The organism is Acidisoma sp. C75 (genome assembly GCF_054665095.1).
The window spans coordinates 43690-57960 of the sequence record NZ_BAAFHD010000004.1 but is presented as its reverse complement, the minus strand read 5'-3'; the positions used below and the strand labels follow the sequence as shown (position 1 = coordinate 57960).

At 67.5% G+C, this 14271-nt stretch carries 15 protein-coding genes; 6 read left to right on the top strand and 9 right to left on the bottom strand.

All coding sequences use genetic code 11. From position 1 onward, the window contains the following. Positions 1 to 23 precede the first annotated feature (23 nt). From ACYQ7X_RS06465 to ACYQ7X_RS06450, 4 genes are all read right to left on the bottom strand, one after another. A complete protein-coding gene (locus ACYQ7X_RS06465; RefSeq protein WP_459696093.1) occupies positions 24 to 1232 on the bottom strand; it encodes an MFS transporter in 1209 nt (402 codons plus the stop codon). 160 nt (positions 1233 to 1392) lie between these two features. Further along, entirely contained in the window at positions 1393 to 1854 is a 462-nt protein-coding gene (locus tag ACYQ7X_RS06460) for a cupin domain-containing protein (RefSeq protein ID WP_459696091.1), read from the bottom strand. Next, entirely contained in the window at positions 1851 to 2516 is a 666-nt protein-coding gene (locus tag ACYQ7X_RS06455) for an MBL fold metallo-hydrolase (protein ID WP_459696089.1), read from the bottom strand. Before ACYQ7X_RS06455 ends, ACYQ7X_RS06460 begins: the two co-directional genes overlap by 4 nt. A 10-nt stretch (positions 2517 to 2526) precedes the next feature. Then, positions 2527 to 3225, bottom strand: a complete 699-nt coding sequence (locus ACYQ7X_RS06450; protein ID WP_459696088.1) for a DUF6134 family protein — start codon at positions 3223 to 3225, stop codon at positions 2527 to 2529. A 232-nt stretch (positions 3226 to 3457) separates the two neighbouring features. Between ACYQ7X_RS06450 and ACYQ7X_RS06445 the strand changes: the two genes are divergently transcribed. The 3 genes from ACYQ7X_RS06445 to gltA all read left to right on the top strand — a co-directional run bounded on the left by ACYQ7X_RS06445 (position 3458) and on the right by gltA (position 7048). Then, positions 3458 to 3991 (top strand): SixA phosphatase family protein, encoded by a 534-nt coding sequence (locus ACYQ7X_RS06445; RefSeq protein ID WP_459696087.1) that lies wholly within the window; start codon positions 3458 to 3460, stop codon positions 3989 to 3991. Then, positions 3988 to 5586 (top strand): CYTH and CHAD domain-containing protein, encoded by a 1599-nt coding sequence (locus ACYQ7X_RS06440; protein WP_459696086.1) that lies wholly within the window; start codon positions 3988 to 3990, stop codon positions 5584 to 5586. The genes ACYQ7X_RS06445 and ACYQ7X_RS06440 overlap by 4 nt, the downstream gene beginning before the upstream one ends. 157 nt (positions 5587 to 5743) lie before the next feature. Then, a complete protein-coding gene (gene gltA / locus ACYQ7X_RS06435; RefSeq protein ID WP_459696085.1) occupies positions 5744 to 7048 on the top strand; it encodes a citrate synthase in 1305 nt (434 codons plus the stop codon). Positions 7049 to 7239: 191 nt separating this feature from the next. Here the strand turns inward: gltA and ACYQ7X_RS06430 are convergent, their stop codons facing one another. From ACYQ7X_RS06430 to ACYQ7X_RS06415, 4 genes are all read right to left on the bottom strand, one after another. Next, on the bottom strand, positions 7240 to 9426 hold the full coding sequence (locus ACYQ7X_RS06430) for a methyl-accepting chemotaxis protein (protein ID WP_459696084.1): 2187 nt from the start codon (positions 9424 to 9426) through the stop codon (positions 7240 to 7242). A gap of 151 nt (positions 9427 to 9577) precedes the next feature. Continuing rightward, positions 9578 to 10456: a glycerophosphodiester phosphodiesterase family protein gene (locus tag ACYQ7X_RS06425; protein WP_459696082.1), complete on the bottom strand. Its 879-nt coding sequence runs from the start codon at positions 10454 to 10456 to the stop codon at positions 9578 to 9580. Next, complete coding sequence (locus ACYQ7X_RS06420; protein ID WP_459696081.1) at positions 10453 to 11160, bottom strand: GNAT family N-acetyltransferase; 708 nt, start codon at positions 11158 to 11160, stop codon at positions 10453 to 10455. The genes ACYQ7X_RS06425 and ACYQ7X_RS06420 overlap by 4 nt, the downstream gene beginning before the upstream one ends. A 3-nt stretch (positions 11161 to 11163) precedes the next feature. Then, the gene (locus tag ACYQ7X_RS06415; RefSeq protein WP_459696079.1) at positions 11164 to 11403 is read right to left on the bottom strand and encodes a hypothetical protein; all 240 of its coding nucleotides are present in this window, start codon (positions 11401 to 11403) and stop codon (positions 11164 to 11166) included. A 208-nt stretch (positions 11404 to 11611) separates the two neighbouring features. Here ACYQ7X_RS06415 and ACYQ7X_RS06410 point away from each other — a divergent pair, with 208 nt between their 5' ends. The 3 genes from ACYQ7X_RS06410 (at position 11612) to ACYQ7X_RS06400 (ending at position 13768) form a co-directional block, all read left to right on the top strand. Next, positions 11612 to 12343 carry an orotate phosphoribosyltransferase gene (locus tag ACYQ7X_RS06410; protein WP_459696078.1) on the top strand — a complete coding sequence of 244 codons (732 nt, stop codon included), beginning with the start codon at positions 11612 to 11614 and terminating at the stop codon, positions 12341 to 12343. A gap of 224 nt (positions 12344 to 12567) precedes the next feature. Continuing rightward, the gene (gene rpsD, locus ACYQ7X_RS06405) at positions 12568 to 13182 is read left to right on the top strand and encodes a 30S ribosomal protein S4 (RefSeq protein ID WP_459696077.1); all 615 of its coding nucleotides are present in this window, start codon (positions 12568 to 12570) and stop codon (positions 13180 to 13182) included. A gap of 73 nt (positions 13183 to 13255) precedes the next feature. Beyond that, complete coding sequence (locus ACYQ7X_RS06400; protein WP_459696076.1) at positions 13256 to 13768, top strand: GNAT family N-acetyltransferase; 513 nt, start codon at positions 13256 to 13258, stop codon at positions 13766 to 13768. Here the strand turns inward: ACYQ7X_RS06400 and ACYQ7X_RS06395 are convergent. Beyond that, complete coding sequence (locus tag ACYQ7X_RS06395) at positions 13756 to 14094, bottom strand: hypothetical protein (RefSeq protein WP_459696075.1); 339 nt, start codon at positions 14092 to 14094, stop codon at positions 13756 to 13758. The genes ACYQ7X_RS06400 and ACYQ7X_RS06395 overlap by 13 nt on opposite strands. Positions 14095 to 14271: the final 177 nt, after the last annotated feature.

Genomic DNA, 14271 nt, shown 5'->3' with positions numbered 1-14271 from the left:
TGAGGCGCGCGCCGCCGCCCTGCTCAGCTCGCCTCGCGGCCCATGCGCACCTCGCTGCGCTCCACCCCGAAAGCCGTCAGCACCGCGATGATGACGGCGACGGTGCCGGCAACCCCGGCCAGCGCCCAGCTGTAGTTATGGCCGTTGGCGGCGCCGATCCTGGTTTGCAGCGTCGCGTTATAGGAGGCGAGGAAGTTCCCCAACTGATAGACGAAGCCCGGGAAGGTCGCGCGGATATCCCCGGGCGAGAGCTCGTTGAGATGCGCCGGAATGACGCCCCAGGCGCCCTGCACCATGAACTGCATCAGGAAGGCGCCGAGCCCGATGAGCCAGGGGGAGTTGGAAAAGGCCCAGAGCGGAATGACCGGCAGCGCCAGCACCGCGGCGATGACGATCGCCCAGCGCCGGCCGATCTTCTGCGAGAGCGAGCCGAAGGTGAGGCCGCCGAGGATGGCGCCGATATTATAGACCAGGGCGATCGCGGTGATGGTGCCGTGGCTGAAGCCGTGCTGCACCTTGAGGAAGGCCTTGGGGTAGATGTCCTGCGTGCCGTGGCTGAAGAAGTTGAAGGCGGCCATGAGGATGACGGCATAGAGGGTGAGGCCGGCATGGCGGCGCAGCACCTCCATGAGCGGCGGCCGCGGGCCAGCCACCTGCCGCGCATGCCAATCCGGGCTCTCGGGCACGTTGCGGCGAATGTAGATGACGAGCAGCGCCGGGAGCGCGCCGATGATGAACATGCCGCGCCAGGTGATCCAGGGCATGAAGATGCCGTAGGCGAGGGTCGCCAGCAGATAGCCCGAGGGATAGCCCGCCTGCAGCAGGCCCGAAACCCAGCCGCGCCAGCGCGCCGGAATGCTCTCCATGGTGAGCGAGGAGCCGACGCCCCATTCACCCCCCATCGCGATGCCGAACAGCGCGCGCAGGACCATGAAGGCGAGCAGCGTCGGCGCGAGGCCCGAGAGCAGTTCAAGCACCGAAAAGGCGAGGATATTGAACATCATGATCGGCCGGCGGCCGTAGCGGTCTGCCAGCCGGCCGAAGATGAGGGCGCCGAAGGCGCGCATCAGCAGGGTGAGGGTGATGGCGAGGCTCGCCGTCGTCAGCCCGACGCCGAAGGTCTTGGCGACATCGTCGAAGACGAAAATCATGATGAAAAAGTCGAAGGCGTCCAGCGTCCAGCCGAGATAGGCGGCCAGCACCACATGGCGCGCATTGCGAATATCGGACATCCATCCCCCAGTTTCTGGCGATTAAAGCGCAGTGCCGGAACACCCCCGTGACCGGAGGGGTATCGTGTCAGTTCTGCAAGCTATTGCCAAGGTTACGGAAAGGAGCCCGGGGACGGCGCGGGGGGAGAATGGCGGATGGCCCGATCAGGGGAGCCGTTCCCTAGCGGTGGATCGGGTCGATCCAGGCGACCTGCTCGGGCTTTTCCACCGGCTCGATATCGAGGTTGACGACCACCGCCTCCCCGCCGCTCCGCACCAGAACGCATTCCAGCGGCTCATCCGTGCCGGCATTGATCTCCTGATGCGGCACGAAGGGCGGCACGTAGATGAAATCGCCCGGCCCGGCCTCGGCGACATATTCCAGCCGCTCCCCCCAGCGCATCCGCGCCCGGCCGCGCAGCACGTAGATGACGCTTTCGAGCGCGCCATGATGATGCGCGCCGGTCTTGGCATGCGGCGCGATGGTGACGGTGCCGGCCCAGAGCTTCTCCGCGCCGTTGCGCGCTGCGGTGATCGCTGCTGCCCGCGCCATGCCCGGCGTCGCCGCGGTATGGGGATCGAGCCGGTCGCCGGGCACGACCTGCACACCGCGATCCCGCCAGCGATCCGCCTCCCCGCTCATGTACGCGCGGCCAGGAAGGGATTGCTGCGCCTCTCCTCCCCGATCGTCGAGCGCGCGCCATGGCCGCAGAGGAATACGGTGCGGTCGTCCAGAACCATCAGCTTCGCAGTGATCGCCCGCAGCAGCCCCTCGCCATCGCCATAGGGAAAATCGGTGCGGCCGATGGAGCCGCGAAACAGCGTATCGCCGAAGATGCCGAAGCCGCTGTGCCGATCGATGAAGACGATATGGCCGGGCGTATGGCCGGGAACATGCAGAACCTCGAAGGAATGGCCGCCGATCGGCACCACATCGCCTTCGGCGAGCCAGCGATCGGGCAGGAAGGCGCGCGCGCCGGTGAGCCCGAAGCGCTGGCCGGCGGCGGGTAGATCCTCCAGCAGAAAACGGTCCCGCTCATCCGGCCCCCAGATCGGCACCGCTTCGCCCTGGCGGGCGGCGAGCGCATCGCGCAGCTCGGCCGCGCCCCCGGCATGATCGATATGGCCGTGGGTGATGAGAATGCGGTCGATCGCGATGCCGACGGCGCCGATCGTCTCCAGAAGCCGGGGAACATCGCCGCCCGGATCGATGACGACGCCGCGATGCGTCTCATCATCCCAGAAGATCGCGCAGTTCTGCCGAAACGGCGTCACCTGCTCGATCGCGATCTTCAACTGCCCCATCGGCGCCCTCTCAGGTGAGTTCGTAGGTCACCAGGGAACCGTCCTTGGCCCGGAAAGACAAGCCCACCCACTCCCAGGACTGGGTGAAAAACGTGTCGAAATGCAGATCGCCGCGGGCGTTGTAGTGGCGGGCGGGGATCGTGGTGCCGGCCGCCGTGCTCACCTCTGCGATGCCGAGATCCGTCACCACCGGGCGCATCAGCCGGCCATCCTGCGTGTTGATCATCGGACCACGCAGCATCGCATGGTTCCATTGCGAGGTGGGCAGCGCGCCGGGCGGCGCCACATAAGGCGCCGGCACCGCCGTGCCGCGCACCATGAAATCCTCATGAACCCGCCAGCCCTGGGCGAAGAAGTTGCGGCCGTTCTTGAGCGTGGTGGCGGCGAAGCTGAGCAGCCGGCCGCCCGACCAGCTTTCCGTCTCATGATGCTCAAGGTGGTAGAGGGTGACGAAGGCCATGCGCACCCTGATCGATGCCTCGACCGTGACCGTCAGATCATCCCCTGCCTGATGGAAGGTGACGGTCTCCTCCCCGATCTTGCTGCCGTTCCGCATGAGATCGAAGGCGAGCCGCCGGTCGGCCGGGATGACTTGCGCGAAGCCCGGCTGGCCGCGGAGCACCCAGAGGGCGGCGGCGCCACCGCCGAGGCCGAGCAGGGAGCGACGGCCGCAGCAGGACGGAGAAGCAACTGCACGCCCATGCCTCATCCCCGGCCTCCGCGTGCCGGGAGGGCGGGACCGCCGCTCGGGGGCGCGAACGTCTGACGGGTGCAAGAGCAGGGTGCATACGGCATAGCGGTCTCCCTCAGGCTGATCGGGGGGCGAAGGCGGGGGGGCTGGGCACGGCACGCGCGGCTTTGGCCGAAAATTCGGCGCTTCGCCTCGTGTGACCCCGCCGGAGGCTGGCGACAGCGGCACGGTTTCGTGCCAGGATCGGCCCATGCGTCAGCTTCTCCTCCTGCGCCATGCCAAATCGAGCTGGGATGACCCCTCCCTCAACGATCACGATCGCCCCTTGGATGGCGAGGGGCAGGCCGCGGCCGAGGCCATGCGGCTCGCCTTTCAGCGACTCGACCTCAAGCCGGATCTGGTGCTCGTCTCCTCCGCCCGGCGCACCCGCGAGACGCTGGAGCGGCTGGAACCGCTGCCGGCGGAGCCGGAAATCCGCCGGCTGACGGAACTCTATCTCGCAAGCCCGGGCCAGATCCTGGAGGTGCTGGGCGAACTGCCGCCGACCACGGGCAGCGTTCTCGTCATCGCTCACAATCCCGGCCTCCATGACCTCGCCATGATGCTCCTCGGCGCCCATGCCGCCGCCCTCGGCCAGGCTGGCAGCCAGCGCCTCGCCCGCGGCTTCCCGACGGCGGGGCTCGCGGAATTCTCGGTCGCCGGATCCTGGCAGAGCCTGCCCGAAGGCAGCCGCCTCATCCGCTTTCTAACGCCTTCGGACCTGCAAACCACATCATCCTTATGATGCTTTCCGACCCCGGCCTGCCACCCGGCATCACGCTTTCTTTATCCGCCCCGGTGGCGCTGCAGGCGAAGCTTGCCGCGCATCCGGCCCTGCTCGGCACGCGGCGGCGGCCGGCACGCGGCCGCAAGGTCTCGCTGACCTGGCACGACACGCCCGATCTGCAACTCGCCCAAAGGGATCTCGCCTTGTGCGAAACCGCCGGCCGCTGGAGCCTCGACCGGCTCGGCATCGGCTGGCCGCGCCGGCCGGCAACCCTGCCGCCGCGCCTGGCCGAGGCGATCCATCCGGCGGGGCTCGAAGAGGCGATGGGCGAGGCGCTGCCTGGCCCGCTGCATGCGATCGGCCGGTTCGACGGCACGCTCCTCCGCCTGGCCGTGAGCGACGAGAGCGGCCCGGTCGTCATCCGCCTGCTGCGTGGTGAGTTGCGGGCGCTGGAGCCGGGGGGCGATGCGGCCGCCCCGCCGCGCGCCCTGCTCCGCCTGGAGATCGAGGGCTCCGCCCCCGCGGCGCTGGCCTGGGCGCGGCGGCTCGCGGCCGAACTGCCGCTACTGCCCGCGCTCCGCACCTTGCCGCAGAGCGTGCTTGCCCTGCGCGGCGCCAAGATCAAGGTCTCTCCCCCGGTGCTGACGCCGGAGATGCACACCGAAGAGGCGCTCGCCATCGTCGCCTCCGGCTTCGTCACCACCTTCCTCACCCGCCTCGGCCAGATCGCCGACCGCGACGGGCCGGAGGCGGTGCATCAGGCGCGCGTCACCATGCGGCGCATCCGCGCCTTGATGCTCGGCTTCCGCCCTATTCTGGAGGAGGCGGAAGCGGTGCTGAAGCCGATGCTGGCGGCGCTCAAGGCAGTGCTCGGCCCGGCGCGGGATTGGGACGTGTTCCTCTCCGAGACGGTCGCCGTGATCGCGGCTGACCGGCCGGCCGAGGACGGCGCGGTGGAATGGCTGCGCGAGGCTGCCCTGGGCCATCGCGAAAGCGCCTATGCCGCGCTCATCGCCTATCAGGCGGAGCCCGCCTATCGGGATCTGCTGTGGCGCCTCGTCGGGCTCTGCCATGGCGCGGAGTGGCGGCATCTGCTGGCACCAGAGCCGGTCGCCGAACCGCTGACGATGGAAGCGGCGATGGGCGGCGCTATCGCGCTTGCCGCCCCACCCGCCCGCGCCGCGACGCGCGACGAGACCCGCCTCGGCGACTTCGCGCGCCACTGCGTCAAGAAGCGGTGGAAAAAGACCGTCCATCCGGTGCGCGAGCTGATGGCGATGTCCCTCCCCGCGCTGCATGCCGTGCGCATCAAGTGCAAGAAGCTCCGCTATCAGGTGGAGATCTTCCAGGATGCCCTGCCGCCCAAGGCGGCGCGGCGGCTCATCGAGCAGCTGACGGAGGCGCAGGAGATCATGGGCAAGCTCAATGACGGGGCGGTCGCCGATGAGCTGGCGGCCAGCCTGCGCCCCGCGCCGCACAGCCCGGTGGGCGAGCAGGTGCTGGCCGCCGAGGCGATCGGCCTCGTACATGGCTACGGCCTCAGCCGCACGCGGGGCGGCCGCGATGCGGTGTACGAGAGCTGGGCGCGGCTGCTCGAAGCCTATCCTTTTTAAGCCGCCGCCCCGCCGCCTGGGGCAAGCCAATGCTGCATCCGCGAAGATTGCCAGGATTGCGGGCCCGGCCTATCAAGGCGGGAAAGGTCGGCCGGCGAGCCTAAGGCGGCGGAAGCTGGGGATCATGCGCGAAACCTAAGGCATGAAGGGCGGCGGAATGAGCGAAGCATCCAAGGAAGCAGTGACGGTCTCGCTTGGCGCGGAAAAGAGCACGACCCTGCCGCTGATACACGGCACGCTTGGCCCGGCGGTTGCCGATATCCGCAAGCTCTATGCCGATCTCGGCGTTTTCACCTTCGACCCCGGCTATGGCGGAACCGCCGCCTGCGCCTCCAAGATCACCTATATCGACGGCGACGAAGGCATCCTGCTGCATCGCGGCTACCCGATCGCCCAGCTGGCCGAGCAGAGCACCTTCCTCGAAGTCGCCTATCTCCTGCTGCATGGCGAATTGCCGACGGCGGCGGAGATGGAGGAGTTTCACAAGGGTGTCACGCATCATACCATGGTGCATGAGCAGCTGCGCCGCTTTTTCGACGGCTTCCGCCGCGACGCGCACCCGATGGCGGTGCTGTGCGGCGTGGTGGGCGCGATGTCCGCCTTCTATCACGACAGCCTTGATATTACGAACCCGGAACATCGCACCATCAGCGCCTTCCGCCTGATCGCCAAGCTGCCGACGATCGCGGCATGGGCCCACAAGTATTCGATCGGCCAGCCCTTCATCTATCCGCGCAACGATCTCAGCTACGCGGCGAACTTCCTCTACATGATGAACGCGGTGCCGGCGGAAGAGTATAAGGTGAACCCGATCCTGGCCCGCGCCATGGACCGCATCTTCATCCTCCATGCCGATCACGAGCAGAATGCCTCGACCAGCACCGTGCGCCTCGCGGGCTCCACCGGCGCCAATCCCTTCGCCTGCATCGCCGCCGGCATCGCCTCGCTCTGGGGCCCGGCGCATGGCGGCGCCAATGAGGCGGTGCTGAAGATGCTCACCGAAATCGGGCACAAGGACAATATCCCCGATTTCATCGCGAAAGTGAAAGACAAGACCAGCCATATCCGGCTGATGGGCTTCGGCCATCGCGTCTATCGCAACTACGATCCGCGCGCGAAGATCATGCAGCAGACCTGCCACGAAGTGCTGGACGAGCTTGGCATCAAGGATGAGCCGCTGCTCGACCTCGCGATGGAGCTGGAGCATATCGCCACCACCGATTCCTACTTCGTGGAGCGCAAGCTTTATCCGAACGTCGATTTCTATTCGGGCATCATCCTCAAGGCGATGGGCATCCCGACCTCGATGTTCACCGTGCTCTTCGCGGTTGCCCGCACCGCCGGATGGATCAGCCAATGGCAGGAGATGGTGGAAGACCCGACCAACCGCATCGGCCGGCCGCGCCAGATCTATACCGGCGCCCCGCAGCGGGATTACGTGCCGCTCACGGCGCGCGGCTGAGCCCCCAGCCCGGCTCCGGCCGGGCGTGCCTCAAGCGGGCACGTCTTGGCGGGCCGCCCCGCTTCGCGTCACTCGCGGGCTCGTCCCGCGGGTCCCCCCCCCCCGCCCGGCCACCTCATCAAGCAGATGCCCGGCTTCAATGAAGCCGGGCATGAGGGCGAGGGGCGGGCCCGATCGCCGCCCCCCAGACGCTAAGCGGCGGCCCTGGCCGCCTGGCGCGCCCGCGGCTGTTCGGGCGCACCACCCTCCCGCGTGCGGAACTGGTTCATCAGAGCCGCAAGCTCGGCAGTCTCCCCGGTGAGGTTGACGGCGGCGGCCGTTGTCTCCTCGACCATGGCGGCATTCTGCTGCGTCACCTGATCCATCTGGTTCGCCGCGACCGTCACTTCTTTGAGGCTGAGCGCCTGCTCGCGCGCCGATTGCGCGATCGTCTTGATGGTGTCGCTCATCTCGACGACCTGCTCGACGATCTGGTTCAAGGCTGCGCCGGAGCGATTGACGAGATCAACGCCGGTTTCGACCTGCTGACCGGAGGTCGAGATAAGATCCTTGATCTCACGCGCCGCTTGGGCCGAGCGTTGGGCGAGTGCCCGCACCTCGGTCGCGACCACGGCGAAGCCCCGCCCCGCCTCCCCGGCGCGGGCTGCCTCCACCCCGGCATTGAGCGCGAGCAGATTGGTCTGGAAGGCAATCTCGTCGATCACCGCGATGATGCTGCTGACCTTCTCCGACGAGTCCCGGATGGCGGTCATGGCGGCGATGGTGCGTTCGGCGATCTTGCCGCCCTCGGTCGCGCTGCCGCGCGCGGTATCGATCGCCTGCAGCGCCCGGCCGGCGCCGTCGGCCGTTTCATTTACCCGCCCCGACACATCGCTGAGCGCCGCGACCGTCTCTTCCAGCGAGGCCGCCTGCTGCTCGGTGCGCCGGGCGAGATCGTTGGAGGCGACGGAGATTTCCTTCAGCCCCGCATTGATTGTCCCGACACCCTCGACCACGCTGCGCATCGCGTCGCCCAGAGCGGCGACCGATTGGTTGAAGGTCTCGCGGATCGGCTCGAACTCGGGCGCGAGCGGCGCGCGCATGGCGAAGGTGAGATCGCCCGCCGCCAGCGCGTCGAAACCCTTGCGCACCTCGGCCACGAAAAGGCGCAGGGCCTCCGCTTTGGCGGCCTCGGCCTCCTGCTGACGTTCCCGCTCCTTGTCCACGGCGAGGCGAAGCGTCTCCTGCTCGACGTGGGACGCCTGGCCCCGCGCCAGATCATGCCGGAAGGTCTCCAGCGAGGTCGCGAGCAGGCCGAACTCGTCCGTCTTGTCGAGCCCGACGACGGGGTGGCCGTAATCACCGCCCGCCATGATCCGCACCGACCCCATCACGCCCTGCAGCGGGCGGCGCACGATCATCGTCGAGAGCGCATAGAGGATGCTGAGCGCGATGAGGATTTCGAGGACGCCGCCGATCGCCGTCTGGGTCACCGCCGCGACGACGGGCGCCGTGAAGGTCGCCTGCGGCACGTCCAGCACCGTGACCCAGGTGCTGTTCATGCCTGGGACGGTGACGGGATAGGCGATGCGTGTATAGCCGCCGGGAATGTCGGCGATCACATGCGTCTGCCCATCTGCGATCGCAGCCTTGATCGCGTCGAGCCCCGGATCGGCATAGTCCTTGAGGAGAAGCGATTGATCGGGGTTGGCGAGCCATTTGAGATCGCTGGAAACGAGCATCACGCGGCCGGTGCCGAAGGGATGCATCGTGCCAAGCGCCGCCGCCAGATCGTTCAGCTTGATATCGACACCGGCGAGGCCGATCATCTTGCCATCCACCCACATCGGCAGCGAGACGGAGGTGATGAGGCTGCCCGTGGTCGAGCGATAGGGATCGGTGATGAGGCCCTTACCGGTTTTCACCGGCGCCGCGTACCATTGCTCCGCAGGATTGATGATCCAGGTCGAGAATTCGACGTGGCCATCCTCCGCCTTCGTCCAATAAGGGGTGAAAACGCCATCCTTGTTCAGGCCGGCGGTGCCGGAGAGTTTCAGCGCGGCCGGGTAATCCGGCAGCGTACACATCCAGGCGCCATAAACATCCTTGTACTGGCCCGGAACGCCCTTGATGAAGGCGATGATATCCGCCTGCGAGCGCGCGCCTTGGACGATGTAGTTGGTGAGGGCGCCGGCAAGCCCGTTGCCGGCCGAGAGGGCGGTGTTGATCTCCACCGACACGCGCCCGGCGACGGTCGCGGCCTTCTGCTCGGCCAGTTGCATGACCTCGTGGCTGGCCCGCTTGCTGGCAGCCCAGCCCGAATAAGCCGAGTAGCTTGCGATCAACACCGTCATCGCCAGACCCGCGGCAAGCACGAGTTTGCCGGAAACGGTCTTCAACCGAAATCGCATTGCGCTCACCTAACTGTGATGACGCGGCAAACCTTAGGTGAACGGTCTGAACGAAACGCTAATCAGGCACCGCGATGCCGCATGGTCGCAGGATCGTCACGCCGTCGCGCCGGCTCGCCGCTTCGATGAGGACCGCGCCTCAGGCGCAGCCGATGCCCTTGCCCGCCATGACCGCCCGCGCGATGTCCGGGTAATCGGTGGTGAGGGCGCCGACGCCCCAATCGATCAGCCGCGCGATATCCGCCGGGTCGTTGACCGTCCAAGGATTGATGAGCAGGCCGAGGGCTTCCGCCTCGGCGATCTCGGCCAGCGTCAGCGTCGTATGATCAGGGCCCCAGATCCGCCCTCCGGCCGCCGCCACGGTGCGCGGCACCGATCCGCCGAAATCGACCGGCGCCATTCCCCCCCACCAGAGGCGGGCGGCGGCCAAGGTCTCGCCATCGGTGAGGAAGCCGAGGCTCAGCTCCGGCCGGCGCTTGGCGAGATGGCGGAGCGCCCGCCAATCGAAGGAGATGAAGCGGCACCGCGCGAAAGCCTCCGCCTCCTCGACGACGGCGAGCACCGCATCGGCCATCTCGTCCGGCGGCACCGTCCAGCCCGGATGGTCGGGGAAGGTTTTCAGCTCGATCGCGAAGCGGGCCTCCGGCGCCTGCGCCAGCACATCGGCGAGAGACGGCAGGCGGATGCCGTCTGCCCCCGCCTGGCGCGGGAAGAGCGCGGCATTGGCGCTGCCTGGGCGCATGCGACCGATATCGTAGGCGGCAAGCTCGGCGGCGGTGAGGTCTCGGATGAGATCGCCCGGCGGGGCGATCCAGCCGCCATCCGGGCCCCGGGTAAGGTCGGGGTCGAGAATCGGATCATGGCTGAGCACGGCCACACCATCCCGCGTGAGGGCGATATCGACCTCGACGAAGCTGACGCCGAGGGCGAGCGCGCCCTCGATGGCGGGCCAGCTATTCTCAGGCCAGAGGCCCCGCGCACCGCGGTGGCCGTGCAGTTCCAGTGGCCCGCGCCTCATGCCCCGCCGGGCCGTGGCGCCGCGCGGCAGGCCTCCAGGCTCCGCTTCTGCCGCCCGTCGGCCGCGAAATTGCCGGGATCGAGCCAGGCATCTAACCCCGCGCGGATCGCCGGCCAATCGGCATCGATCATGGCGAACCAGGCGGTATCCCGGTTGCGCCCCTTGGCCACCATGTGCTGGCGAAAGAGCCCCTCATAGGTGAAGCCGAGCCGGCGGGCGGCGACCTTCGAAGGCTCGTTGAGGTTGTTGCATTTCCACTCGAACCGCCGATAGCCGAGGGTATCGAAGGCATGGCAGGCGAAGAGATAGACGGCTTCGGTGGAGATCGGCGTGCGGGCGATGGCCGGGCCGCGCATGATGCTGCCGATTTCGATCACGCCATGCGCCGGATCGATCCGCATGAAGGACTGGCGGCCCTCGGCGCGGCCGCTTCGCTGATCGACCACCGCGAAGGCGAGCGGATCCTCCGACCGGCTGGCCTGCGCCAGCGACTGCGCATAGGCCTCCCTGCTTTCAGGCGGCGATTCGAAGAGGTAGCGGAAGCGGTCTTCCATGCCAGGGGCCACCGCGGCGGCGTAGAGGCCATCGCCATGCCGCTCGGCATCGAGCGGTTCGAGCCGGCAATAGCGGCCCTCCAGCATCACCGGTTCCGGGCGCGCCACGCCCGCCCAACGAGAGAGATCGGCGCGGGTTTCGACGCTCAAGGCTCAATCACACGCGCAGCCGGGGGTGGGGCCGTCATCATCGCGCACGACATGATGATCGATCCATTCCGCCACCAGCCGGCGCGCTTCGTCGATCGACGCCTCCGGATGATGGATGCGGTAGAGCGTAGTACAGGCGCGGAAGGAATCCATATCCCCGTTTCCGCAGCCCCGCAGCTCACGGTAGGCGGTAACGACAGCACGCTCGCAGCGGCGAGCGATGGTGCTGATATCGCGCCCCATCCTGATCCAGACCCCTTCTCATACCCTGATCGGCAGCGAACTGCCGCTTCCCGAGGCTTACCACCAAGCCTCAAGGTGAGTCTCGCTTTTACTGGCAGCGCGGGGGGCGATCAAGGCAGGGCCGCCCGGCGGCAGGGCAGCCACGCGGCTGTCCTTGCGGGAAACGCCCAAGCCGCTAGAACGGGCGGAGGTGCAAGTGGAGCGTAGAATGACGGTACTGTCCCGCAAACTGGCCGGGCATGCGAGCGACTGGGACCGCGACGCGGCGATGACGGCGGCGCGCATCCTGCTCGAGATCAAGGCCATCAACTTCCGGCCCGAGGAGCCCTATACCCTCACCTCCGGCTGGAAATCCCCGGTCTATATCGATTGCCGCCGCATCATCTTCTACCCCCAGGCGCGCACCAAGATCAGCCAGCTCGCGGTGGAGAAAATCCAGCGCAATATCGGCTACGAGACGATCGAGGCGATCGCCGGCGGAGAGACCGCGGGCATCCCCTATGCCGCCTGGATCGCCGACCGCATGGGCCTGCCGATGTCCTATGTGCGCAAGAAGCCCAAGGGCTTCGGCCGCAATGCCTTGATCGAGGGCGATGTGCCCGAGGGTAAGGAGACGCTGCTGGTCGAGGATCTGACGACCGACGGGCAATCCAAGATCCGCTTCACCCAGAGCCTGCGGGAGGCCGGCGCGCTCTGCCATCATGCCTTCGTGGTGTTCTTCTACGGCGTCTTCGAAGGCAGCATCGAGACGCTGGCCGAGAACGACATCTCGCTGCATTACCTCACCACCTGGTGGGACGTGCTGGAAGCCTGCCGCGAGCGGCCCTATTTCCCCGAATCCGCGATGGCCGAGGTGCACCGCTTCCTGGAAGCGCCGGCCGCCTGGTCCGCCGCGCGGGGGGGAGCGACCTCCAACCGCGCCAAGCCCGAGGAAGGCTGAAGCCTGAGCGCCGCCACAGCGCATGGCAGCCAAGGTTTGACAGGAAGCCGGGCGCCGCCTAAGAGGCGCCCCCATTGCCGGGAATGTGGACGGGGAGCGGCCTTCCGCCCTCCGCCCCGCCACCCAAGGCGGCCCCGCCCCGCGCGGCGGCCGCTGCTCCCTTTCGATCAGCGATCATCGGGAGCCGGGATGGACTACTGGCGCCATTGTCGAAGGAGCTGCGCATGACCAAGCGCACGGAATCGAAGTTCAAGATCAACCGCCGCCTCGGCGTCAATCTCTGGGGCCGCGCCAAATCCCCCGTCGCCAAGCGCGACTACGGCCCGGGCCAGCATGGGCAGCGCCGCAAGAAGCCGAGCGATTACGGCGTGCAGCTGATGGCCAAGCAGAAGCTCAAGGGCTACTACGGCAATATAAGCGAGAAGCAGTTCCGCAAGTATTATGAGGAGGCGGTGCGCCGCAAGGGCGATACCTCCGAGAACCTCATCGAGCTGCTGGAGCGCCGGCTCGATACCGTCGTCTATCGCATGAAGCTCGCGGTGACGCCGTTTGCCGCCCGCCAGCTCGTCTCCCACGGCCATCTGCTGGTCAACGGCCGTCGGGTGAACATCGCCTCCTTCCTCGTCGCCAATGACGACGTGATCGAGGTGCGCGAGAAGTCCAAGCAGATGGCCGCCGTTCTGGATGCCGCGCAGAGCGGCGAGCGCGATGTGCCGGAATATATCGAGGTGGACCATCGCGCCATGAAGGGCCGCTATCTGCGGGCGCCGAAGCTCGCCGACGTTCCCTTCCCCGTGCAGATGGAGCCGAACCTCGTCGTCGAATTCTATTCGCGCTGATATCCGGCCGAACGAGGCTACGAAAAAAGGGCGCCCAGACCGGGCGCCCTTTTTTTATTCGGGAGAAGGACGCATGGCAGAGAGAATCGAGACGGCGCGGCTCTCCCTCCGCCGCTTCACACTCACGGATGCTCCTGCTCTCTTCGCCCTGATGAGCGATGCGGAGACCATGCGCTACTGGTCCTGCCTGCCCCACCGGACGATCGCGGAGACCGAAGCCTATCTGGCGGAGACGATTGCGGCGGTCGAGGACGGCAGAGGAGATGATTTTGCCGTCACCCTCGCCGGCATGCTCATCGGCAAGGCGGGGCTATGGCGCGGCGGCGAGATCGGCTTCCTGCTGGATCGGGCCCAATGGGGGCGGGGCTTCGCGTCTGAGGCAGTGCGGGCGGTGATCGGACGGGCTTTCGCCCGCGGTGCGACCACGATCACCGCGGATGTCGATCCGCGCAATGCCCGCTCGCTCGCCATGCTTGGCCGCCTCGGCTTTCGCCCAACGAGCGAAGCCAAGGCGACCTTCCGGCTCGGCGATGAGTGGGTGGATAGCGTCTATCTCACCCTACACCGCCGCGATTACGGGACGTAGTAGCCCGGAGGCGGCGGCGCCGGCGCGTAATAGACGGGCGGCGGAGGCGGCGCGTAATAGACCGGCGGGGGCGGCGGCGCGTAATAGACCGGCGGCGGCGGAGCGGCATAGACGGGAGGCGCGAGCGCACCCCCGACCGCGGCGCCGACGGCGAGGCCGAGGAGACCGCTCGCAATGGCGACACCGGGGCCTGGGCCTTCGTAGCCATGCCATCCACCGTGCCAGCCGTCACCATGCCAGCCATCACCGTGCCAGCCGCGCCAGCCATCCGCATGCGCAGAGCTGGCCAGAGCGAAGGGAGAGGCCAAGCCAGCCGCCAGAGCCATGACCGCCACACCGCGAGCAAAACGCGAAGGCGAGAGGAACCTCATCTCTGATACTCCTTTTGGCGCGAGTATCGCCGGGGTTTGTAACAGCTTGATTGCGCCCCGACCCGTCGCCAGTTCTTGATCATCAAGCTAGGCACTCGATGCGTTCAATCTAGGGCAGGCCTGGCACAATCC